General features: G+C 72.1%; 17 protein-coding genes and 5 pseudogenes. 15 read left to right on the forward strand and 7 right to left on the reverse strand.

Annotated elements, in window-relative coordinates:
* Positions 1–437: 437 nt before the first annotated feature.
* The 10 genes and pseudogenes from ACZ5GH_RS39070 to ACZ5GH_RS39115 all read left to right on the forward strand — a co-directional run bounded on the left by ACZ5GH_RS39070 (position 438) and on the right by ACZ5GH_RS39115 (position 12,309).
* On the forward strand, positions 438–800 hold the full coding sequence (locus tag ACZ5GH_RS39070; protein ID WP_464337025.1) for a hypothetical protein: 363 nt from the start codon (positions 438–440) through the stop codon (positions 798–800).
* Between the two features lie 104 nt (positions 801–904).
* Positions 905–1,048: a hypothetical protein gene (locus tag ACZ5GH_RS39075; RefSeq protein ID WP_464337026.1), complete on the forward strand. Its 144-nt coding sequence runs from the start codon at positions 905–907 to the stop codon at positions 1,046–1,048.
* Between the two features lie 334 nt (positions 1,049–1,382).
* Positions 1,383–2,480, forward strand: coding sequence for a sugar ABC transporter substrate-binding protein (locus tag ACZ5GH_RS39080; RefSeq protein WP_464337027.1), 1,098 nt, complete (start codon positions 1,383–1,385; stop codon positions 2,478–2,480).
* A 416-nt stretch (positions 2,481–2,896) separates the two neighbouring features.
* Entirely contained in the window at positions 2,897–3,682 is a 786-nt protein-coding gene (locus ACZ5GH_RS39085) for an ATP-binding cassette domain-containing protein (protein ID WP_464337028.1), read from the forward strand.
* The gene (locus ACZ5GH_RS39090) at positions 3,679–5,265 is read left to right on the forward strand and encodes a sugar ABC transporter permease (protein WP_464337029.1); all 1,587 of its coding nucleotides are present in this window, start codon (positions 3,679–3,681) and stop codon (positions 5,263–5,265) included. Before ACZ5GH_RS39085 ends, ACZ5GH_RS39090 begins: the two co-directional genes overlap by 4 nt.
* A 944-nt stretch (positions 5,266–6,209) precedes the next feature.
* On the forward strand, positions 6,210–7,472 hold the full coding sequence (locus ACZ5GH_RS39095) for an IS256 family transposase (protein ID WP_464337030.1): 1,263 nt from the start codon (positions 6,210–6,212) through the stop codon (positions 7,470–7,472).
* A 110-nt stretch (positions 7,473–7,582) separates the two neighbouring features.
* Positions 7,583–8,878, forward strand: coding sequence for an IS256 family transposase (locus tag ACZ5GH_RS39100; RefSeq protein ID WP_464337031.1), 1,296 nt, complete (start codon positions 7,583–7,585; stop codon positions 8,876–8,878).
* 77 nt (positions 8,879–8,955) lie between these two features.
* Positions 8,956–10,113: an IS701 family transposase gene (locus ACZ5GH_RS39105; protein WP_464337032.1), complete on the forward strand. Its 1,158-nt coding sequence runs from the start codon at positions 8,956–8,958 to the stop codon at positions 10,111–10,113.
* A gap of 250 nt (positions 10,114–10,363) precedes the next feature.
* Positions 10,364–11,295, forward strand: a pseudogene (locus tag ACZ5GH_RS39110) (IS5 family transposase).
* A 117-nt stretch (positions 11,296–11,412) separates the two neighbouring features.
* Complete coding sequence (locus ACZ5GH_RS39115; RefSeq protein WP_464337033.1) at positions 11,413–12,309, forward strand: IS982 family transposase; 897 nt, start codon at positions 11,413–11,415, stop codon at positions 12,307–12,309.
* Positions 12,310–12,530: 221 nt separating this feature from the next.
* On the opposite strand, the gene ACZ5GH_RS39120 is transcribed toward ACZ5GH_RS39115, so the two are convergent.
* The 3 genes from ACZ5GH_RS39120 to ACZ5GH_RS39130 form a co-directional block, all read right to left on the reverse strand.
* A complete protein-coding gene (locus tag ACZ5GH_RS39120; protein WP_464337034.1) occupies positions 12,531–14,597 on the reverse strand; it encodes an elongation factor G in 2,067 nt (688 codons plus the stop codon).
* A 448-nt stretch (positions 14,598–15,045) separates the two neighbouring features.
* Positions 15,046–15,549, reverse strand: a complete 504-nt coding sequence (locus ACZ5GH_RS39125; RefSeq protein WP_464337035.1) for a hemerythrin domain-containing protein — start codon at positions 15,547–15,549, stop codon at positions 15,046–15,048.
* Between the two features lie 76 nt (positions 15,550–15,625).
* Complete coding sequence (locus ACZ5GH_RS39130) at positions 15,626–16,549, reverse strand: DMT family transporter (protein ID WP_464337036.1); 924 nt, start codon at positions 16,547–16,549, stop codon at positions 15,626–15,628.
* A gap of 47 nt (positions 16,550–16,596) precedes the next feature.
* Here ACZ5GH_RS39130 and ACZ5GH_RS39135 point away from each other — a divergent pair, with 47 nt between their 5' ends.
* Together ACZ5GH_RS39135 and ACZ5GH_RS39140 are read left to right on the forward strand one after the other, a co-directional pair.
* On the forward strand, positions 16,597–17,190 hold the full coding sequence (locus ACZ5GH_RS39135) for a MarR family winged helix-turn-helix transcriptional regulator (RefSeq protein WP_464337037.1): 594 nt from the start codon (positions 16,597–16,599) through the stop codon (positions 17,188–17,190).
* 121 nt (positions 17,191–17,311) lie between these two features.
* Entirely contained in the window at positions 17,312–17,914 is a 603-nt protein-coding gene (locus ACZ5GH_RS39140; protein WP_387760559.1) for an AAA family ATPase, read from the forward strand.
* A 386-nt stretch (positions 17,915–18,300) separates the two neighbouring features.
* On the opposite strand, the gene ACZ5GH_RS39145 is transcribed toward ACZ5GH_RS39140, so the two are convergent.
* Positions 18,301–18,906: a winged helix-turn-helix transcriptional regulator gene (locus tag ACZ5GH_RS39145; protein WP_464337038.1), complete on the reverse strand. Its 606-nt coding sequence runs from the start codon at positions 18,904–18,906 to the stop codon at positions 18,301–18,303.
* Positions 18,907–19,253: 347 nt separating this feature from the next.
* Here ACZ5GH_RS39145 and ACZ5GH_RS39150 point away from each other — a divergent pair.
* Positions 19,254–19,424: pseudogene (locus ACZ5GH_RS39150) on the forward strand (alcohol dehydrogenase catalytic domain-containing protein); the annotation flags it as partial.
* 1,271 nt (positions 19,425–20,695) lie between these two features.
* On the opposite strand, the pseudogene ACZ5GH_RS39155 reads toward ACZ5GH_RS39150, so the two are convergent.
* Positions 20,696–20,980, reverse strand: a pseudogene (locus ACZ5GH_RS39155) (transposase); the annotation flags it as partial.
* 101 nt (positions 20,981–21,081) lie between these two features.
* Here ACZ5GH_RS39155 and ACZ5GH_RS39160 point away from each other — a divergent pair.
* A complete protein-coding gene (locus ACZ5GH_RS39160; RefSeq protein WP_464337039.1) occupies positions 21,082–21,303 on the forward strand; it encodes an SCO4402 family protein in 222 nt (73 codons plus the stop codon).
* Between the two features lie 517 nt (positions 21,304–21,820).
* Positions 21,821–22,285, forward strand: a complete 465-nt coding sequence (locus ACZ5GH_RS39165) for a Tn3 family transposase (RefSeq protein ID WP_464337040.1) — start codon at positions 21,821–21,823, stop codon at positions 22,283–22,285.
* On the opposite strand, the pseudogene ACZ5GH_RS39170 reads toward ACZ5GH_RS39165, so the two are convergent.
* Positions 22,193–22,408: pseudogene (locus tag ACZ5GH_RS39170) on the reverse strand (DUF6183 family protein); the annotation flags it as partial. The gene ACZ5GH_RS39165 and the pseudogene ACZ5GH_RS39170 overlap by 93 nt on opposite strands.
* 4 nt (positions 22,409–22,412) lie before the next feature.
* A pseudogene (locus ACZ5GH_RS39175) lies at positions 22,413–22,574 on the reverse strand (DUF6183 family protein); the annotation flags it as partial.
* Positions 22,575–22,596: the final 22 nt, after the last annotated feature.

Below are 22,596 nucleotides of genomic sequence, written 5' to 3' on the forward strand. Positions count from 1 at the left end.
CGGCGAGGCCCGGCGGCGGGGCCCGCGGGCTCGCGGGACCTGCCGGGCCCGCAGGACCTGCCGGATTCGCGGGGCCTGTCGGGCTCGCGGGACCTCGCGCTCGCGGGGCCTGTCGGGCTGGCGGGGTCTGCCGGGCCCGCGGGGTCTGTCGGGCTGGCGGGGTCTGCCGGGCCCGCGGGGTCTGCCGGGCCCGCGGGGCTTGTCGGGCTGGCGGGGTCTGCCGGGCCCGCGGGACCTCGCGCTCGCGGGGCCTGCCGGGCCCGCGGGGTCTGCCGGGCTGGCAGGGCTTGCCGGGCTGGCGGGGCCTGTCGGGCCCGCGGGCAAGCAGGCGCGACCCTGTCAGATGTCAGGGACCGCCGCGGGCACCGGGTTCCTAGGCTGACGGGCACCGGGCGGATCGACCGTCCGGTGCTCGTACCAGCCAAGGGAGAACCCCCATGCGCAGGATCACCCGTGCCGTCACCGTCCTGGCCCTGGCCGCCGCCGTGACCACGACGGGGGCCGGCGGCGCCGGCGCCGCGGACGGCGAGTGGGCGGGCTGCCCGTCGGGCGCGGTCTGCGTCTACCCGCAGGACCAGGACCCGGCCATCAGCCCCAGCGCCGTCTACTGGAGCTACGGCGCGCACAACCTCAGCGGCCAGTACGGCCACCACTGGGTACTGAACAACCAGAGCGGCGGCGCACACGCCCGGCTGTGCCGCGGCGCGGGCGGCGCGCACTGCGTCTACGACCTCTCCTCCCCCAAGGGCGTGTACTACGACCTGGGGCCGATCAACTCGATCACCCTCGACCGCCCCTGACACCCGGCCGGACGCCGGCCCGGCCGTGCCCGCCGCACGAGGGGAGCGGCGGGCACGGCCGCCTCCGCGCGCACAACCTCAGCGGCCAGTACGGCCACCACTGGGTGCTGAACAACCAGAGCGGCGGCGCGCACGCCCGGCTGTGCCGCGGCGCGGGCGGCGCGGACTGCGTCTACGACCTCTCCTCGCCGAAGGGCGTGTACTACGACCTGGGGCCGATCAACTCGGTCACGCTCGACCGCCCCTGACACCCGGCCGGGCGCCGGCCCGGCCGTGCCCGCCACACGAGGGGAGCGGCGGGCACGGCCGCCTCCGCGCGCCCACCCCCAGCCCCGGGACCCCCCACCCCGGCCCCGGGACCCCCCCACCCCGGCCCCGGGGCCCCACCCCCCGCCCGGGCCCCGGCCCGCCCCGCTGCCCCGCCGCTCCGGCCCCGCCCGCCCGCAGGCGTGTTCACGAAGATAACGAGTGGTGGTGGATCGCGGGCAGTCTGGTTTTACTTATTGACGTCATGTACGCGCTCAGGTTTAACTCCCCCCACCCCGCCGCGACGCCGCGGCGACCCCAGGGAGAGGCACCCGTATGAATGCCGTACTGCGTCGCGCCCTCGTCTCCACCGTGGGCCTCGCACTGACCCTGTCCATGACCGCCGCCTGCGGGAAGGCCGGCGGCGCCAAGGCCGAGGCATCCGCCTCCGGCAGCCCGGACACCATCGGCCTGCTGCTGCCCGAGAACGCCTCCTCGGTGCGCTACGAGTCCTTCGACCGGCCGTTCATCGAGGCCAAGGTCAAGGCCCTGTGCGCGCAGTGCAAGGTGCTGTACAACAACGCCGAGGGCAGCGCCGCCAAGCAGAAGCAGCAGTTCGACACCCTCCTCGCCCAGGGCGTCAAGGTGATCGTCCTGGACCCCTACAACGCCAAGTCCACCCAGGGCTGGGTCCAGGAGGCCGCCGCCAAGGGCGTCAAGGTCATCGCCTACGACCGCCTGGCCGGCGGCCCGGTCGCCGCCTACACCTCCTTCGACAACGAGAAGGTCGGCGAACTCCAGGGCCAGGCCCTGCTGGCCGCGCTCGGCCCGCGGGCCGCCGAGGCCGACATCGTCATGATCAACGGCGACGAGGCCGACCCCAACGCCGCCCAGTTCAAGACCGGCGCGCACAGGGCCCTGGACGGCAAGGTCAGGAAAGTCGTCTACGAGCAGTCCGGACAGTGGGAACCCACCGTCGCCGGCCAGAAGATCTCCGCCGCCGTCACCGAGTTCGGCAAGAACGGCTTCCAGGCCGTCTACTCCGCCAACGACGGCATGGCCGCCGCCATCATCACCCAACTCAAGGGCGCCGGCATCACCGTCCCCGTCGGCGGCCAGGACGCCGGCCTGGACGCGATCCAGCGCATCGTCAACGGCGACCAGGCCTACACCATCTACAAGGCCTACCGCCCACAGGCCGAAGCCGCCGCCGAACTGGCCGTCGCCCTCCTCCACGGCAAGGACGTCAAGGCGATCGCCGACACGAGCGTCGACAGCGCCACCGACAAGAACATCCCCGCCAAGCTCCTCGACGCCAAGATCGTCACCAAGGACAACATCGCCACCACCGTCCTGGCCGACGGCCTCTACAAGGTCTCCGACATCTGCACCACCGACTACGCCGCCGCCTGCGCCGCCGCCGGCCTCAAATAACCCCGCCCCGGCATCTCCCGGCACCACCCCAACACCACCCCCGCACCGCCCCGCACCGCCCCGGCACCGCCCCGCACGGCCCCGGCACCGCCCGGCACCGCCCGGCACCGCCCGGCACCGCCCCGGCATCTCCCGGCACCGCCCCGGCACCGCCCGGTATCTCCCCGGTATCTCCCGGCACCGCCCAGGCACCGCCCGCACCGCCCCGGATTCGCTCCGGTATCGCCCGCACCGCCCGGTATCGCCAGGCACCGCCCCGGAATCTCCCGGCAGTGCTCCGGCACCGCTCCGGATTCGCTCCGGTATCGCCCGTACCGCCCGTACCGCCCGTACCGCCCGGTATCGCCCGTACCGCCCGTACCGCCCGTACCGCCCGTACCGCCCCAAGTAGCCGCTCCCTCAAGGTGGTTGTTCCCGTGACAGGCGCACCCGTCCTCCAGCTGCGCTCGGTCTCCAAGCGCTTCGGTGCCGTCCAGGCCCTCACCGACGTCGACCTCACCGTCCACGCCGGCGAGGTCCTCGCCCTCGTCGGCGACAACGGCGCCGGCAAGTCCACCCTCGTCAAGACCATCGCCGGCGTCCACCCCGTGGACGACGGCACCCTCACCTGGCACGGCGACCCCGTGCGCCTGGCCCGCCCCCAGGACGCCACCGCCCTCGGCATCGCGACCGTCTACCAGGACCTCGCGCTGTGCGACAACCTCGACGTCATCGCCAACCTCTTCCTCGGCCACGAGAAACACCGCGCCGGCCTACTCGACGAAGTCGCCATGGAACAGCACGCCCGCCGGCTGCTGGACACCCTCGCCATCCGCATCCCCGACGTACGCACCCCGGTGGCCGCACTGTCCGGCGGACAGCGCCAGGTCGTGGCCATCGCCCGCGCACTGGTCGGCGAACCGGCCCTGGTGATCCTGGACGAACCCACCGCAGCCCTCGGCGTCGAACAGACCGCCCAAGTCCTGGACCTCGTGGAACGACTACGCGAACAGGGCCTGGCAGTCGTACTGGTCAGCCACAACATGGCCGACGTACGGGCGGTCGCCGACACCGTCGCCGTGCTACGCCTGGGCCGCAACAACGGCGTGTTCCCGGTCGCGGACACCACCCAGGAACAGATCATCGCCGCCATCACCGGCGCCACCGACAACGCCCACGCCCGCCGCCGGGCCCGCCGCACCCAGAAGGCCGACGCCGAATGAACACCCCCGAAACACCCACCCCCACCAACGGCACCACCGTCCCCACCGACGGCACCACCGTCCCCTCCGGCGGTGCCGATGCCACCGGCGGCGCTGCCGTCCCGGCCAGCGGTGCCACTGTCCCCTCCAACGGTGCCGATGCCACCGACATCCCCTCCGGCGGTGCCGGTGCCGCCGACGGCGCCGCTCCCGTCCCCTCCAACGGTGCCGATGCCGCCGACGTCCCCGCTGCCGCCCCCTCCGGTGGTGCCACCGTCCCCTCCAGCGGTGCCGCTGCCGCCGACATCCCCTCCGGCGGTGCCGGTGCCACCGGCGGCGCTGCCGTCCCGGCCAGCGGTACTGATGCCGCCGGCGGTGCCGTCCCGGCCGTCGACCCGCGGCTGCACCAGCCCCCGCGGGGCTGGGCCGCCCACGCCACCGCCGCCCGCCACCGCCTGGCCCGCGGCGAGCTCGGCTCACTGCCGGTCGTCGTCGGCCTGATCGTCATCGCGGCCGTCTTCCAGTCCGTCACCCACCACTTCCTGCAAGCCGACAACCTCACCAACATCACCCGCTTCATCGCCGGGCCCGGACTGATCGCGGTCGGCGTCGTCTTCGTACTGATCCTCGGCGAGATCGACCTCTCCCTCGGCTCGGTGGCCGGCGCCAGCGCCGCGCTCGCCGCCGTCCTCGCCGTACGCCAGGACCTGCCCGAGTGGCTCGCCATCCTCACCGCCCTCGGCGCGGCCTGCGCCATGGGCCTGCTGCACGGCTTCTTCTTCGCCCGCGTCGGCGTACCCGCCTTCGTCGTCACCCTCGCCGGCATGCTCGCCTGGAACGGCCTACAGGAATGGGTCCTGGGCGACGCCGGCACCGTCAACAACCGCCACCACGGCATCATCGCGAGCCTGGACACCACCTTCCTCGGCGACGGCGACATCGCCTACGCCTGGACCCTGGCCGTCCTCGCCCCCGCCCTCTACCTCACCGCCCGCCTGCGCACCGCCCGCCGCCGCCGCGCCGCCGGCCTCACCGCACCCCCCACCACCGACAGCGCCATACGCGCCGGTGCCCTCGCCGCCCTCACCCTCACCACCGCCTACACCCTCAACCAGGACCGCGGCCTGCCCCTGTCCCTGGTCGTCCTACTCACCGCCGTCCTGACCACCGACTTCGTCCTGCGCCGCACCCGCTACGGCCGACAGGTCCTCGCCATCGGCGGCAACGTCGAAGCCGCCCGCCGCGCAGGCATCAACATCACCCGAACACGGACCACCGTCTTCATCCTCGCCGCACTCCTCGCCGCCCTCGGCGGCCTGTTCTACGCCTCCCAACAAGGCTCCGCCGACAAACAACTCGGCAGCGGCAACGTCCTCATGAGCGCGATCGCCGCCGCCGTCATCGGCGGCACCAGCCTCTTCGGCGGACGCGGCAACACCTGGACCGCCCTCCTCGGCATCCTCGTCATCCAAACCATCACCACCGGCCTCGACATGATCCACGCCACCCAAGCCATCCAATACATGATCACCGGCACCGTCCTCCTCACCGCCGTCACCCTCGACTCCCTCACCCGCCACACCCACACCACCACCCACACATAACCCACCACACCCACGCGGGAAACCGGCACCCCTGAACAAGCCACAGCACCAGGCCCCCCACCCCACACACCACACGGCAAACCGCCCCCACACACCAAACACCCCAACCCAACCAACCGACCCCCCACCGAACAACCCGAAAACCCCAACCACCCACCCCCCAACCCCCACCACCCGACCAGCACGCGCGAAAAGTCGGCCGAGTCGACTTCTCGTGCGCGAGAACAGCCGACCTCGAAGGCAAGGCGGCACCACCCGCGCGCAAAGCCGAAACCACCAACCTGTCCCCACAGGCGACCGGGTGCCAGGCAGCCAGTCCCCCGACCACCCCAACGCACAGGAAGTCGACACAACCGACTTCCCACGCAGGACGACCGGACCTTCCCAACCCACCAGCACCCACAGCAAGTCGACGGAACCGACATCCCGCGCACGAAACACCCAGCACCGACGGCAAGGCGACGCAGCCACCCGCACGCAGCGCCGACACGGCCGACCTCCCCACCAGACGGCCGAGAGAACCCCCAACCACCCGACCACCACCAGCACGCACGAGAAGCCGCCCAAGTCGACTTCCCACGCACGAAACACCCAGCACCGACGGCAAGGCGACGCAGCCACCCGCGCGCAAAGCCGGCACGACCGACCTCCCCACCAGACGGCCAGGAGACCCCAACCACCCGACCACCGGCACGCGCGAGAAGCCGACTTCCTAACACGGGGCCACTGGCCCCCAAACCCCAACCCGCTCCCTCGCACGCGCGGGAAGTCGGCGGAATCGACTTCCCGCGCGCGGCAGTTGGGCCGCCGCAGCGGGAGTGTCATGAATCAGGTGGACACTCTGATCAAGGGAGACACTGATGAGCTCGCGGACGGATCACCGGATCGGGTCGGTTCCTGACGGGACGGTTTCGTCGGAGTCGGGAACTGCCGATGCCTTGGGCATGGGTCCGAGGAAGAACACTGGCGGGTCGGACGTGGTGGCGTCGGTCGCGGAGCCGGCGGCCGAGCAGGCCAGGGCCGGCGGGATGCAGCTGCTCGGTGAGGGCGGGCTGCTGCAGCAGCTGACCCGGCACCTGCTCCAGGAGGTATTGGAGGCCGAGATGGACGAGCACCTGGCGTCCAGTGCGGAGCCGGGCCGATCGGTGCGCAAGGGCGGCAACGCGCGCAACGGCTACCGGATGAAGACCGTGATGACCGAGGCCGGCCCCGTCACGCTCGAGGTGCCCAGGGACCGGGCCGGCACGTTCGAGCCGAAGGTCGTGCCCCGGCACGCGCGCCGTACCGAGGGCCTGGACAACCTCGTGGTCTCGTTGACCGCGAAGGGCCTGACCAGCGGTGAGATCGTCGCGCACCTGGCCGAGGTCTACGGCATGGCCACCAGCAAGGAGACCGTCTCCACGATCACCGACCGGGTGCTGGAGGGCATGGCCGACTGGCGCACGCGTCCTCTCGACGCGGTCTACCCGGTCCTGTTCGTGGACGCGGTGAACGTCAAGGTCCGCGATGGCCAGGTCGCCAACCGGCCCGTCTACGTGGTCCTGGGTGTCACCGCGGACGGCTACCGCGACATCCTGGGCCTGTGGACCTCCAGTGGTGGCGAGGGCGCCAAGTACTGGCAGTCCGTCCTGACCGAGATCAAGAACCGCGGAGTGAAGGACTGCCTGATCCTCATCTGCGACGGCCTGGCCGGCCTGCCCGACGCCGTCGCCCAGGTCTGGCCCCAGACTGTGGTGCAGACGTGCATCGTCCACCTGCTGCGGAACTCCTTCCGCTACACGTCCAAGCGGGACTGGGCAGCCGTGGCCCGCGACCTCAAGCCCGTCTACACCGCGCCGAACGAGGCCGCGGCCCTGGAGCGGTTCGCGGACTTCGCCGCCGCCTGGGAGGCGACCTACCCGGCCGTGGTGAAACTCTGGGAGAAGGCATGGCCCGAGATGGTGCCCTTCCTCGCCTTCGACGCCGAGATCCGGAAGATCATCTGTACCACCAACGCCATCGAGAGTCTCAACTCCCGCTACCGCACGGCCGCCGGTGCGTGCGGTCACTTTCCCAACGAGCAGGCCGCCCTCAAACGGCTCTACCTGGCCACCCTCGCGCTCGACCCCACCGGACGCGGCCGGCAACGCTGGAGCAACCGCTGGATGGCCGCCCTCAACGCCTTCGACATCGCCTTCGACGGGCGCCTGTCAGCCGGACGGGCGTAGGCCACCCGGCCCACACCCACCAGAACATCAACACCTAGTACTGCAACGGTGCTTGCCGTGAGGGTCTGTAAAAAGAACGGTGTAACTCCCGATCAAGGAAGTAGCACCTGATGACTGACGTGACCGTCTCGGCTGAGGCCGTAGAGGCCGTGCGGCCGGTGGAGTTGCAGCCGGACGCGCTGGACGACCAGTTGATCGGGCAGCTGGTCGACCGGGCCCGCGCGAGCGGGCTGCAGCTCACCGGCGCCGGCGGCCTGCTCCAGCAGCTCACGAAGAAGATCCTGGAGTCCGCCCTCGAAGGCGAGATGACGGACCACCTCGGGTACGAGAAGCACGACCCGGCCGGGGCCGGCAGCGGGAACTCGCGCAACGGTGTCCGCTCGAAGACCGTGCTGACCGAGGTCGGGCCGGTCGCCATCGAGGTCCCTCGCGACCGAGAGGGCTCGTTCGAGCCGCAGCTGGTCCGCAAGCGCCAGCGGCGGCTGTCCGGGGTGGACGAGATGGTGCTGTCGCTGTCCGCCCGTGGCCTGACGCACGGGGAGATCTCCGCGCACCTGGCCGAGGTCTACGGTGCCGAGGTTTCCAAGCAGACCATCTCCACCATCACCGACCAGGTGATCGAGGGCATGGCCGAGTGGCAGAACCGGCCGCTCGACCCGGTCTACCCCGTGGTGTTCATCGACTGCGTGCACGTGAAGCTCCGCGACGGCCAGGTCGCCAACCGGCCGATCTACGTCGCCCTCGCGGTCACGGTCGAGGGCACCCGCGAGATCCTCGGTCTCTGGGCCGGCGACGGCGGCGAGGGCGCCAAGTACTGGCTCCACGTGCTGACCGAGATCAAGAACCGCGGTGTCGCGGACGTCTGCATGGTCGTATGCGACGGCCTCAAGGGTCTGCCCGACGCCATCGCCGCGGTCTGGCCGCAGGCCGTCACCCAGACCTGCATCGTCCACCTGATCCGGGCCTCGTTCCGCTACGCGGCCCGCCAGGACTGGGACAAGATCTCCAAGGCACTGAAGCCCGTCTACACCGCGCCCACCGAGGACGCCGCACTCGAGCGATTCGTCGAGTTCACCGAGGCCTGGGGCAAGAAGTATCCGGCGATCGTGCGGCTCTGGGAGAACGCCTGGGCCGAGTTCGTGCCCTTCCTCAGCTTCGACGTCGAGGTCCGGCGGGTCATCTGCACCACGAACGCGATCGAGTCCGTGAACGCGCGGATCCGCAAGGCCGTCCGCTCGCGCGGGCACTTTCCGAACGAGCAGGCGGCCCTGAAGTGCGTCTACATGGCGATCATGTCGCTCGATCCGACCGGGGCCGGCCGCAAACGCTGGATGACCCGCTGGAAGGCCGCACTCAACGCCTTCGAGATCGCCTTCGACGGCCGACTCTCCGCTGGCCGTCGCTAACTCAACCCAACCGAGTTACACCGTTCATTGGACAGACCCTGCCGTGACGGTTGTTTGGTTCGCTCGTTGGACTGTTCATGGGTGGGGACATATCCGAGGTGGATGCTCGTTGGTGGTCGGACGGGCTGGCCGGGTTGCATGAGCGGTTTGCGCCTCGGTTCGCGCGGAGCGAGCCGCGGGAGTCGGCGTTGGCCTACATGCGGGGACTGCTGGCGCCGTTGGAGCGCAAGAACGGCTGGACGGTGGCCGAGGAAGCCGGCCACGAAGGCCCGGACCGGATCCAGCGGCTGCTGAACCGGATCGACTGGGACGCGGACGGGGTGCTCGACGATGTGCGCGAGTACGTCGTCGAGCACCTGGCCGATCCGGACGGCGTGCTGATCGTGGACGACACTGGGTTCCTGAAGAAGGGCGTGCGGTCGGCAGGTGTGCAGCGGCAGTACTCCGGTACCGCCGGCCGCACCGAGAATTGCCAGGTCGGCGTCTTCCTCGCCTACTCGGGTGAGCGGGGCCGGACCCTGATCGACCGAGCCCTCTACCTGCCGAAGTCCTGGACCGACGACCGTGTGCGGTGCCGGGCGGCGGGGATCGGCGACGAGGTCGAGTTCGCGACGAAGGTCCAGCTCGCCCGGCGGATGGTCCGCCGCGCGATCGACGATGGGATCCCGTTCCGCTGGGTGACCGCGGACGCGGGCTACGGCTACAGCAAGGGCTGGCGCACCGAGCTCGAACAAGCCGACGTCTTACACGTCGTGGCCACCACCCGACACGACACCGTTGTCACCCGGCGGGCCCTGGACCACCCGCTCCACGACCTGATCGCCGACCTGCCCCGGCAGAAGTGGAAGCGCCGCTCCTGCGGGGAGGGCGCCCACGGCCTGCGGATCTACGACTGGGCCCGCGTCGAGGTCCGCCCATGGCATCGCCCGGACCGCAAGCACTGGGTCCTGGCCCGCCGCAGTATCACCGACTCGACGAAGATCTCCTACTACATCGCCTACGCGCCCGCCGGGGCCACCCTGAACGAGCTGATCGCCGTCGCGGGTGCCCGCTGGGCGATCGAGGAGTGCTTTCAGACCGCCAAGGGCCAGTGCGGCCTGGACGACTACCAGGTCCGCCGCTACCAGGGATGGCACCGGCACATCACCCTCGCGATGGCCGCCCACGCCTACCTCACTGTCCTGCGCGCCCAGCAACTCGAAAAGGGGCCGGACCCGCTCGAACGCCAGACCTGATACCGCTCACCGTCCCCGAGATCCGCCGGTTGATCACCGGCCTCACCCGGCCCGTCCGCCGCAGCATCGCCCACGTCCTGCACTGGTCCCATTGGCGCCGCCGACGCCAACACCAGGCCCGCACCAGCCACTACAAACGACGAGGCCATAACCCAGGGACTGAAGCGTCGTCACAATAACAACCGTTGCAGTACTAGGACTTGTCCGCCCGATCATGTGACTATCACCGGCCTTGCTCGTTGTTCCGGGCATGGGGCGGGGTGATCTCACGGATGCCGAGTGGGAACGGCTGCGGCCGTTCCTGCCGGTCAGCAACAGGCGTTGTGGCCGGTGGCGCGACCATCGGCAGGTGATCGACGGGATTCTGCACCGGGTGCGGACGGGTGTGCACTGGCGTGACCTGCCGGAGCGGTTCGGGCCGTGGAAGACGGTCTACGAACGCCACCGGCTGTGGTCGGCCGACGGGACGTGGGAGCGTCTGCTCCAGCAGGTCCAGGCGGAAGCGGACGCGGCCGGCGACATCGACTGGGACATCTCCGTCGACTCCACCATCGTGCGGGCCCACCAGCACGCGGCGGGTGCCCGCACCGATCCACCACCGGCCCTGGCCTCAAAGGGGGCTGGGCAGGGCGAACACCAGGACGAGACACCGTGGCAGAGCCTCGTCGCCCGACTGGTGGAGGTGGTGCTGGAGGCGAGGGCCTTGGCCGCTCGCGGGGCGGGTTCACCACCAAGGTCCACCTGAGCGCGGACGGCCGCTGCCGCCCGCTGTCCCTGATCGTCACCGCGGGGCAGCGGGCGGACTGCACCCAGTTCGAGCCCGTGCTGGAGAAGATCCGCATCCCGCGGACCGGGCCGGGCAGGCCCCGCAAGACGCCCGACAGCGTGGCCGCCGACAAGGCCTACAGCAACGGACCCATCCGCGCCTACCTGCGCAGGCGCGGCATCCGGCACACGATCCCGGAGAAGAGCGACAGCCGGGCCGCCCGCCTGCGCAAAGGCTCGCGCGGCGGGCGGCCACCGGGCTTCGACGAAGCGCGGTACAAGAAACGCAACACCGTCGAACGGGCCATCAACAAGCTCAAGCACGCCAGAGCCGTCGCCACCCGATACGACAAACGCGGATACGTCTACCTCGGCCCCATCACCGCAGCCGCCCTCGCCATCTGGCTCCGCACATGATCGACCGGACGGAGCCTAGGCCAACCGGGTGTCGTACACCTAGACGAGTAGTTCCGAAGTGGGCTGGGTTTGCCGGTTCTGCTCCGGGCATGCAGGAAGGGTGTCCAGCATCGGGTTGTGACGACCGAAGAGCTGGACACCCTCCTGACGGCACTCTACGTGCAGATCGATGATCACCTGCCCCGAACGCGGTGGTTGGGCCGCCCGCCGTTGCTGACGGACTCCGAACTGGTCTGCCTGGCCGTGGCCCAGGTGCTGTTCGGCTTCCACTCAGAGGCCCGCTGGATCCGCTTCGCCCAGGCCCATCTGCGCGGCATGTTCCCGAACCTGCCCGGCAGGCCCGGCTACAACAAGCGCCTGCGCGCGGCACGGCCGCTGCTCCAGCAGGCCGTGCGCGACCTGGCCCGGGCGACCGACCTGTGGGGCGACCCGGTGTGGATCACCGACTCGACGCCCGTGGAGTGCGGCCGCTCCCGCGACACCGTCCGCCGCTCGGCGCTGGCCGGCTGGGCCGGCTACGGCTACAGCCGCTCCCACTCGCGCTGGTTCTGGGGCCTGAAGCTGCACCTGGTGTGCACCCCGGCCGGCCTGCCCGTCACCTGGGCCCTCGCCAACCCCAAGGTCGACGAGCGCGAGGTCCTGGCCGCGCTCGTCGAGACCGAGCCCGGTCTCGTGCGCGAGCGGCCCGGCCTGCTGATCCTCGCCGACAAGGGCTACGTCTCCGCCGAACTCGACCGCTTCCTCGACCAGTACGGCATCCAGCTGCTGCGACCGTCGTACCGCAACCTCGCCCCTCGCCCGGGCGAGGGACTGCTGAAGTCGGTCCGCCAGCTCATCGAGTCCGTCAACGACACACTCAAAGGCCAACTCGGACTCGAACAACACGGCGGCCGCACCATCGAAGGCGTCGGCGCCCGGGTCGGCCAGCGGCTGCTGGCGATGACCTGCGCGATCTGGCACAACCGGACCACCGGCCAACCCGTCACCCGCTCACTGATCGCCTACGACCACTGACCGACTTCGGAACTACTCGTCTAGATCGTGATAGTCCCGCCGCAGCGGGTGGCGCGTGTGCCTCCCGCTCGGCATGGTGGCGTGCCCGCCGTGTCTCCTCCCGGAGCAGTCCGAGCCCGTCACCGCGTGGCGTGGGAGAGTCGGGAGCGCAACGGTGGGGCGTGTAAGGGAGGTTACCGGTGGAGTGGAAGGTGTTCGGGAGCCCTTCAACACGTAGCACGTCACGACCAGTTCGACGCACCCGGGCGCGTCGGGGTGGGGGCGGGGGCGTAGCCGGCGGGGCGGGTGGTGAAGGTGCCGCGGCCCTGGGTGCGGCTGCGCAGGCGGGTGGCGTAGCCGAAGAGTTCGGCGAGGGGCACCAGGGCGGTGGCCTTGGCGGTGGCTCCGGGGTCGGTGGAGCGGATGTGGCCGCGGCGGGCGGCGAGGTCGCTCAGGACGGTGCCCAGTGCGTCCTGGGGCACGGTGACGTCGACTTCGGCGAGCGGTTCCAGCAGGTGCGTGCGTGAGGCGCGCAGGGCTTCGCGCAGGCCGAGGCGGGCTGCGGTGCGCAGGGCGGGTCCGGAGGAGTCCTGGGGGTGGGTGGCGCCGTCGGTGAGGGTGACGGCGACGCCGGTGACGGGGTGTCCGGCGAGCGGGCCGTGGGTGAGGGCGTCGCGGCAGCCGGCCTCGACGGCCTGGACGTACTCGCGCGGCAGGCGGGGGGCGGTGGAGGTGAAGGTGAAGTCCTCCTCGGTGCCAGGCGGCAGGGGGTGGACGTCGAGGACGAGGCGGGTGAACCGGGCGGTGGCGCCGTTTGGTTCGGTGTGGCGGTGGACGAAGCCGGTGACGCCCTCGGTCAGGGCTTCGCGCAGGGCGACGCGCGGGCGGCCGGTCACCGCCTCGACGCCGCTGTCGCGCCGGATCTTGTCCACCGCGGCGTCCAGGTGCAGTTCGCCCAGGCCGGACAGGGTGCGCCGGCCGGTGTCGGGGTCTGTGGCCACGCGCAGCGAGGGGTCCTCCTCGGTGAGGCGGGCGAGGGCGGCGGCGAGCTTGTCGGTGTCGGCGGCGGCGCGGGCCTCGACGGTGACGGTGACGACGGGTTCGGTGTGCGCGGGTGCTTCCAGGGTGATGGGATGCTCGGGGTCGCACAGGGTGGCGCCGACGCGGGTGTGGCGGGGGCCGGCGACGGCGACGATGTCGCCGGGCAGGGCGTGGTCGGTCTCGGCGTGGTGGACGGTGAGGATACGGGCGACGCGTTCGCGGCGGCCGGTGGCGGTGTCGAGCACGGTGTCGCCCGTGCGCAGGGTGCCGGCGTACAGGCGCAGGTGGGTCAGGCGTGCGGTGGGGGCGGCGGTGACCCTGAACGCCAGGGCGGTCAGGGGCTGGCGGGGGTCGGCCCGGCGGTGCTGGGTGCGGTCGGCGCTATAGGTGGGCGGGATGTCGAGGGGGGAGGGCAGGTAGGCGACGGCGGCGTCCAGGAGCGGTTCGATGCCGCGGTTGCGGTAGGCGGAGCCGCACAGCACCACGACGGCCTCGCCGGTGCGGGTGAGGTCGCGCAGGGCGGTGGTGAGGGTGTCGGTGGTGAGGGCGGCGGTGGCGCAGTACTCCTCCAGGGCGCGGGGGTGCAGTTCGGCCACCGCCTCCTCCAGTGCGCGGCGGCGCCGGGCCGTGGCGGTGTGCAGGTGGGCGGGGACCGGGCCCTGGGCCGCGGTGCCGTCGTCGTGCCAGGTGAGGGCGCGCAGGTGGACGAGGTCGACGACGCCGGTGAACGAGTCCTCGGCGCCGATGGGCAGTTGGACGGCGAGCGGGTGCGGGTGCAGGCGCCGGCGGATGTCGGCGACGGCGGTGTCCAGGTCGGCGCCGGCGCGGTCGAGTTTGTTGACGAAGGCGATACGCGGCACGCCGTGGCGTTCGGCCTGGCGCCACACCGACTCGCTCTGCGGCTCCACGCCGGCGACCGCGTCGAACACCACGATGGCACCGTCCAGGACGCGCAGGCAGCGTTCGACCTCGCCGGCGAAGTCGACGTGGCCGGGAGTGTCGATGAGGGTGATCCGGTATCCGGCCCAGTGGCAGCTGACGGCGGCGGCGAAGGCGGTGATGCCGGGTTCGCGTTCATGGGGGCGGCAGTCGGTGACGGTGATGCCCTCACCGGCCTCGCCGCGTTCACGGGCGAGGCCGAGGCCCGTGAGGTGGAGGATCCGCTCGGTGACGGTGGTCTGGCCGGCGCCGACGTGCGCGAGGATGCCGAGGTTACGGACGGCGGCTATGCCGGCGGTGGCGGTGCTGCTGCTGGTGGGGGTGCGCATGGCCCGGGTGCCTTTCGGGGCGGTCACGTTCGGGTGGGCGTCGCGCGATCGGGCGGGGCCGGCGGCCGGTCGGACCGGGTTGCGCCGGGGGCCCGGTGCAACGGGGTCACAGGGCGGCGGCGCCGCTGCGGTGCCGGCCGCGCAGCGGGCACCGGGAGGGCCGGGACACCAGGATCACCTCGTACCGCGACGCGGGAGAGGAGGCGGCGGCGCTCCGCTTCGCCATGGCCGCCCGCCCCCTTCCCGCGTTCGTCCGTCACAGTCGTCCCGGTCGTCGCGTCCGACGCGTTGGATGCGGTCGTCGCGTCCGTCGCGTCCGGCGCGTTGGGCCGCGCGTCGGGGCGCGGCCGCGTGGCGAGTGTAGGGAAGCCGGGCCGGGCGGGGCGATGGATTCTACCGGACGGCTTCCACCGGTCCCCGCGGACGGCTTCGGCAGCTGCGGCGGGTGTTACGGGGCCGCGGTGCCCGGCGCCGTGAAGCGCAGTACGGGTTCGGACCACCCGTCGTCGTCCACCCCGGCGTCCAGGGCAGCGCCGATGGCCCGTTCCTCGTAGCCGAAGTGGGAGTCCATGATGGCGGCGAGGCCGTCGAGTTCGCCGCCGATCGCCTGCAGGTCGGCGCCTGGGGTGGTGGCGGCCTGGTCGGCGAGATGGCGCACCCGGGCGAGGATGTGGGTGATGAGGCCGTGGTCCTCGACGAGTTTGTCGATGGTGGGGGCCAGATCGGGGCGTTCGCGCAGGAGTTGGGCGAACAGTCCGCCGTCCTCGCCCTGGTGGTGGTTGGTCAGGGCGGTGCAGAAGGCCAGGCAGTGGGTGCGGAGGCGGTCGTCGCCGTCCGACTGGGGGCGGCCGAGGCCGGCGCGCAGGTCGGCGAGGCGGCGGCGCAAGTCCTGGTGCGCGTCGGACAGTTGCAGGCTGAGAGCGGCCGTACGGCCGTGGGAGGGGGAGGCCACGACGGTGGTCCCTTCGGTCGTGCACCTCCATGCCTGACGCAGTCCGTCACCGGCACGCGATGCCGGTGACATTCGATCATGTGCGGCGGCCGGTGAGCAAGGGTGTTTCGGCGCGCGGGGTTTCGGCGCGGGGGTCGTCGGCGGGGCGCCCTGAGCGGGGGCGCGGGCGTGCGAGCAGGATCCCGGCGGCCACCAGGGCCAGGCCGATCGCCTGGCGCGCGCCGAAGGGATCGCCGTCCAGTGCGGTGCCCAGCAGCACGCCGGTGAGCGGGTTGAGCAGTCCCAGCAGGCCGACCGTGCCGGCGGGCAGGTGTCGCAGTCCGGTGAACCAGCAGGTGAAGGCGAGCGCGGTGGCGACCACGGTGGTGTAGCCGAAGGCGAGCAGGGTGGGGGCGTCCATCGGCGGGGGCGCGCCCTCGACGGCGGCGGCCGGTACCAGGAGCAGCAGGGCCCCCGCGGTCAGCTGCCAGGCGGTGGCGGTGAGCGGGTCGGCGCCCTCGCGCCAGCGGGCGGCCAGCACGTAGCCGACGCAGGACACCCCCATTGCCGCCGCCGACGCGGCCAGCCCCGCCCAGCCGATCTGCCGGCCCGGCGCGGCCAGCGCCAGCGCGACCCCGACCAGCCCCACCACCGCGCCCGCCAGGTGGGCGCGGCGCGGGCGCTGGCCGGCCAGCGCCCAGGCGGTGAGCAGCATCGCCAGCGGGGAGGCGGCCATGACGGTGGCGGCGGCGCTGGTGGGCAGCAGTTGGGAGGCGAGGTAGAGCAGGACGAAGAAGGCGGCGGTGTTGAGCAGGCCGAGCAGCGCGCTGCGCCACCACCAGGAGCCGCGCGGGCGACGGCGGGCGAGGGCGAGCAGCAGCAGACCGGCGGGCAGGGCACGCAGGGCGGCGCCCCACAGCGGGCGGTCGGCGGGCAGGTGGGCGTGGGTGACCCAGTAGTTGGCGCCCCAGGCGAGGGGCGCGAGAGCGGTGAGCAGGACCCATCGCATAGTGGCTTCCATGGAAGACAATATAGCTTCCAGGGAAGCTACTGGGGTAGAGTGGGAGCATGCCCAGCCAGCCCGACCAGCCCGACCATTCCAGTCAGCCCAGCCAGCCCGCGGACCGCGTCGCCCGGATCCAGGCCCAGTGGAGGCGCGAACGCCCCGACCTCGACGTCGCCCCGCAGGCCGTCATCGGGCGCCTGCACCGCCTGGCCGCGCGCCTGAGCGCCGAGCTGGCCGTGGTCTACCGGCAATACGGCCTGGGTGAGGGCGAGTTCGACGTACTCGCCGCACTGCGCCGCGCCGGCGCCCCCTACGAGCGGGCCCCCGGCGAGCTCGCCGCGCACACCATGGTCACCACCGGGGCGATGACCAAGCGCATCGACCGCCTGGAACGCGCCGCACTGGTGACCCGCCGCCCGGCCACCGACGACCGGCGCGGGCGCGTGGTCGCCCTCACCGACGCCGGGCTGCGCCTGATCGACGAGGCGTTCACCGCCCACATGCGCAACGAGCACCGCCTGCTGGCCCACCTGAGCACCGAGGAGGCCCGCGCCCTGCAGGACCTCCTCACCGCCTGGCAACACCGCCTCGACGGCGCCGAAGGCGGCGGAGGCGGAGGTGCCGCCGGGCGTGCCGCGGGGGACGGCGCGGGGTGAGGTTCGAAGGGCCCGCGCGGCGGGCCGGACACCCGGGGGGCCGGCCGGCGGGCGCCCGCGGCCGGGCCGGGTACCCCACCCCGCCGGGCCCGCCCGTACCCGAACGGTCTACCGTGCCGGTATGCACACCGACCAACGCCCGTGGGACGTCCTGCTGATCGGCGGCGCCTCCGGACTCGGCAAGAGCCGCGCCGCCGCCCGCCTGCACGCCGAACACGGCGCGTTCGTGGTCGAGTTCGACGACATCGTGGCCGCCCTGCAGGCCGCTACCACCCCCGCCGGCCACCCCGGCCTGCACCACTTCACCACCCTGCCCGACCCCGACGCACTCGACGCCGACCGCGTCCTGGAACTCCAGATCGCCACCGCCCACGCCCTGGACGACGCACTGCTCGGCGTCGTACGCAACCGCCTCACCGTGGACGTACCCGCCATCGTGGAAGGCGACTACCTCACCCCCACCGCCGCCGCCCGCGCCGCCGCCGAAGCCGCCGCACAGGGCCGGCGCCTGCGCGCGGTCTTCCTCCACGAACACGACCCGCGGCGCATCGGCGCCAACTACGCCGACCGGGAACCGCAGGCCGGCCCGCAGCCCGAACGCGCCGCCGTCAGCGCCCGCTACAGCACCTGGCTCGCCGACCAGGCCCGCGCCCACGCACTGCCCGTGGTCGACTGCCGCCCCTACGCCACCCTGCCCGAACGCCTGGCCGCCGCCCTGACCTAACCCCGAAACAGGCCAGGCGGGTTGGGGCGCGGGCGGGGCGGGGCGCGGGTCCGGCGGTGTCATGCGCCAGTTCGTCCTCGCGGTCCGAGATCAGCCCGGCGCCCAGGACGCTCTGCACCGCCGGCTGGGCGTGCCCGGTGTCGGGGCCGGTGCCCCGTGCCCCAGGTCAGGGCGAGCGCGGTGAACAGGAGCCCGGCGCCGCAGTCTTGGTAGCGCACCTCCCAGCGGGTGGGAACGTCATGGGCGCGCAGCACGCCGTCGGCATGGTCGACCTCCCCCAGTCGGCCGGCCGCCGGCGCAGGTCCTCGGCGAGGTAGCGGGCGCGCAACCGCTCGCCCAGGCCGTCGGTGGCGTCGTCGACGGCGTCGCTGCAAGCGCCGTCGAAGTCAGCCCCCCGGCCCGCTGCGGAGCCGGGGCCGTTGCCGCGTACGGCCTCGCCCGTGCCGTCGGGCGCGGCACCTTCCCCCTGGCCGGGGCCGGGGGGCGCGCTCCCGCCCCCGGCCCGGTCGGTCGACCTGACCGGCCCAACGAGCCGCCCCGACGAAAGTTGCGGCCCGACCATCCTCCCCCGCCGCCCGGCGCCTGCGCCCAGCGCCTGGCCGTCCGGTGTCACTCCGGTGCCCGCCGTCCGGCAGCCATCCGGCAGCCGTCCGGTGTCTGCACCCGGCGCCTGGCCGATTGGCGTCAGTCCGGTCCCTGCCGCCCGTCGTCGTAGGCGGTGCGGGCCGCCAGCACCTGGGGCATGTGGCGCCTCGGCCCAGTCCTTGATCTGCCGCATGAGCGGCAGCAGGTCGCGCCCGAGGCCGGTGAGCGCGTAGTCGACGCGGGCCCGGCACCCCGGCGGTGACGGTGCGTTCGAGCAGGCCGTCGCGTTCCAGGGCGCGCAGGGTCTGGGTGAGCATCTTCTCGCTGACCCCGGCCAGGCGCCGGCGCAGGTCGCTGTAGCGCAGCGGCCCGTCGGCGAGGGCTGTTGACGACCAGGCTGACCCCACTTGTCGCCGATCCGGTCCAGGAGCTGGCGGGCGGGGGCAGTGGGCGAGGTAGGCGTCGTAGTGGGCCGCCTCGGCGGCGCGGCGCTGGGCGGGCGGTGGTGGTGGGCACCGGAGCGCTCTCCTTTCCGTACGGTACGCACCTTCGGGTGCGTCCTTCCCAGAGGAGAGTAACTCTCCTTAGGTTGGGCGCAGTTGCCGGGTGGTGGAAAGGGGTGTGGACGGTATGCGTGCCGTGGTGGTGCGGGAGTTCGGCGGTCCCGAGGTACTGGAGCTGGTGGAGGTGGCACTGCCGCAGCCCCGGGCACGGGCAGGTACGGGTGCGGGTGGCGGCGGCCGGCGTCAACCCGGTGGACGCGGTCACCCGCTCGGGGGCGCTCGCCCGGGCCGGCCTGATGGCGCCTCGGGCCGTGACCGGCATCGGCTGGGACGTGGCCGGGGTCGTCGACGCCCTCGGCGCCGGCGTGACGCGCTTCACGCCCGGCCAACGGGTGGTGGGCCTGCGCGACCTCCTGGACACCGACCTCGGCACCTACGCCGAGCACGTCGTACTGGACGCCGACGCCATGGCCCCCGCCCCCGCCGGAGCGAGCCTGGAACAGGCCGCGACCCTGCCACTGGGCGGCCTCACCGCACGTGCAGGCCCTGGACCTGCTCGACCTGCCGACCGGGCGCCACCTGTCCTGGTCACCGGCGCGGCCGGCAACGTCGGCGGTTTCGCCGTCGAACTGGCCGCCCTGCGCGGCCTGCGGGTGGTCGCCCTCGCCGGACAAGACGACGAACACCTGATACGGCAACTGGGCGCCGAATGGTTCGTACCGCGCACCACACCCCGACATCGCCCACGCCGTACGGGAATCGGTACCCGGCGGTGTCGACGGGCGCGATCGACACCGCCCTGCTCGGCATCCGCGCCCTGGCCGCGGTACGCCGACGCGGCGCCTTCGTCGCCGTCACGGCCGACGCCCACACCCACCCCCCTACGCGGCATCCGGGTCGCCAACGTGTGGATCACCGCCGACGGCGAGGCCCTGGCCCGACTGTCCGCCCTCGCCGCCGACGGCCACCTCACCCTCCGCGTCGCCGACACCCTCCCCCTCCACCACCGCCCCCCACGCCCACCACCGCCTCGAAACCAGCCACCTCCGCGGCCGCATCGTTCTCACACCCTGACCGGCCCCGCAGGACGAGAACAAGCCCGCCCCCGGGACCAGGCGCGGCCCCACCCCCGCCTCCAAGCCGCAGCGCTACGCGCGGTGCGCGGCGCACCGTACGCCGCGCACCGCGCGGGCCCCGGCGGCCCCGGACGGCCCCGGACAGCCCCGGACGGCCCCGGACGGCCCGGGCGCGCCAGCGTGCCGTGTGTCGGTAGATTCGGATATTTGAGCGTGCGAGATAGGGCCATGGATCGATCCTCGCTGCGGGTTCACCTCAGTCAGCTGGTCGGCCCACGCCCGAGGGGACCAGGGCGACCTCGGCTGTCGCATCTCGCGGAGCCTCTGGGCCATGAACCGTGTGCAGGACGAGGTCGCGCTGGTTCTGGAGGCCCGGGAGATGCCTGCCGCTGGCCAGAGCGAGGAGGCGATCTTCGACCGAACTGGCAGCGAGGACAGGCGACGTCAGGTATCTGCGCGTGGGCAGTGTGCGTTGCTGTGGGCGTGCCCAGATCCCGACGCCTAGGCCAGACTCCGCGAGGCCGAACCACTCTTTGCGGAGTTGTCGCTGGGAGAGGAGGAACTTGTCGCCGCTCTCCTCGCGCTGGGGGACATGTTCATCGCCGGACCGAGTACTTGACGAGCACGACAGGCCGCACCGCCCGCACGGCCCGCCACGCCAGGAGGGCCCGGACGTGCTCGACCGGCCAGGTCGGGGACGTCATGAACTGCTGCAACGCCTGGTGGTTGACCCCGAGCCGCTCGGCCATCGGCTACATCGACTTTCGCCGGCCCTCCAGCAGCAGCCCCGCAGATACAGCCCACCCTTGGCCCCGCTGATCACAGCGGGCCAAGGGCGCGAACACCTCAGCCGCGAACTCCTCCAACCGACCCCGCCACAACGCAAGCTCCCCAGCCCTCATACGACCAGAGAACTACCAACCACACGATGCGACAAGCCTCCTAACAAAGCACTATTAGGAGCTGTCCGGCCGATCACAAGATGCGTACTCTTAGCACGTGATTGATCACGGCGTTGCTCTGCCTTACTACCGCCTCCATGTCGTGCCTGCGGTTTGAAGCGCTGGCCAGCCCGACGTGGCAGCGAGAGGTGTGGCTCGATCCGGATCAGTTCGAGGACCTCGACTACACGGTGCATGTGCTCTTCGACGACTTCTGCGATGCGAACAACCCTCAGCCCTGGCTGGGGCAAATCGCTTCGCAGCGAGGGAAGAAGTCGAGCTGATGGCACATCTTGGCACTGCCTACAACGCGGTGCAGGAGTCGGTCGGCGCCACTGCCCGTGACGAGGTCTATCTGGACTCACCGGGCTGGTCGGGCGTAGTCGCCGCGGCAGCCCGGCTGGCTCAGGTACTGGTGTCCAACGACCACTCTGCGTTGAGCAAGTTGCATGACGCCGGCCATCGCTGGCCGCTCGACACTAGAGCCAGTTACGTCGGTGACGGAAGGCCAGCACGTCGATTCATGGCCGCAGCCAGATGGCCACGGCCGCCGCTGGTGACCGTTGCGAGGAAGACGTAGCCGCGCTTGTCGTATCGCGGGCCACGGCCGGGCGTTCTTCAGCTTGTTGATGGCCCGTTCGACGGTGTTGCGCTTCTTGTACCGGTCCTCGTCGAAGCCCGGTGGCCGTCCGCCGCATGATCCCTTGCACAGGCGGGCGGCCTTGCTGTCGGCCTTTTCCGGGATCGTGTGCCCGATACCGCGCCGGCCGCAGGTACTGACGGCAGTCGGGCACGCTCGCACTGCGCCTGCTCCAGTCCGCCCTGGTCAACGTCAACACCCTGCTGATGCAGCAGGTCCTCGCCGACCCGAAGGGAGCCAACCAGCTCACTCGACGCCGACCGCCGGGCTTGTCGCCGCTGTTCTGGACGCACGTGAACCCGTACGGCCGGTTCGAACTCGACATGAACGGCCGTCTCGATCCCGGTCCCGCCGCGGCCATCCCCCCTACGGACGGGGTGAACCCCAGCCGGCAGCCGCCGGATGACGTCGGCTACCGCCTCAACCAGCAGACCACGGAAGGTCAGTCGGTGTCCGTCGCGGCCAGTACGGCCAAGGCGCCGACGGCCCGGTGCCAGGACGGCCAGACCGATGTCCCAGGCCACTTGTTCGAACCACGTCGTGTCGGCGCCGAAACCGTGCCAGACGCAGTCCCGCACACGTGCTTCGACCTCGCCGGCGGTGGCGCCTTCCGGGCTTCCGGCTAGCGCGGCCAGGGACTGCCAGGCCGCCAGCCGGCCGTAGGCGCCATAGGAACCGGAGTTGTACGCCCCTCCCGTCGGACGCCGCCGCGAAGAGCACTCGCCATGCCTGGGCCAGCGGGCGGACAGCGACCGACAGAGCCGTCTTCCTCCCCACCCCGCCCAGACACTCCAGGCCCAGTGTCAGCAGCGCGTCCGGGACCAGCCGGGCCTCCAAGGCCTCGGCGAAGTCGAACACCCGTGCCTCGATGCGCCCGTTGGACTCTTCAACCCAGTTCGTCACGGCCTTGGCCATCGCCGTGGCAGAGGCCTCTGTC

It is taken from the genome of Kitasatospora sp. Xyl93 (assembly GCF_055383135.1).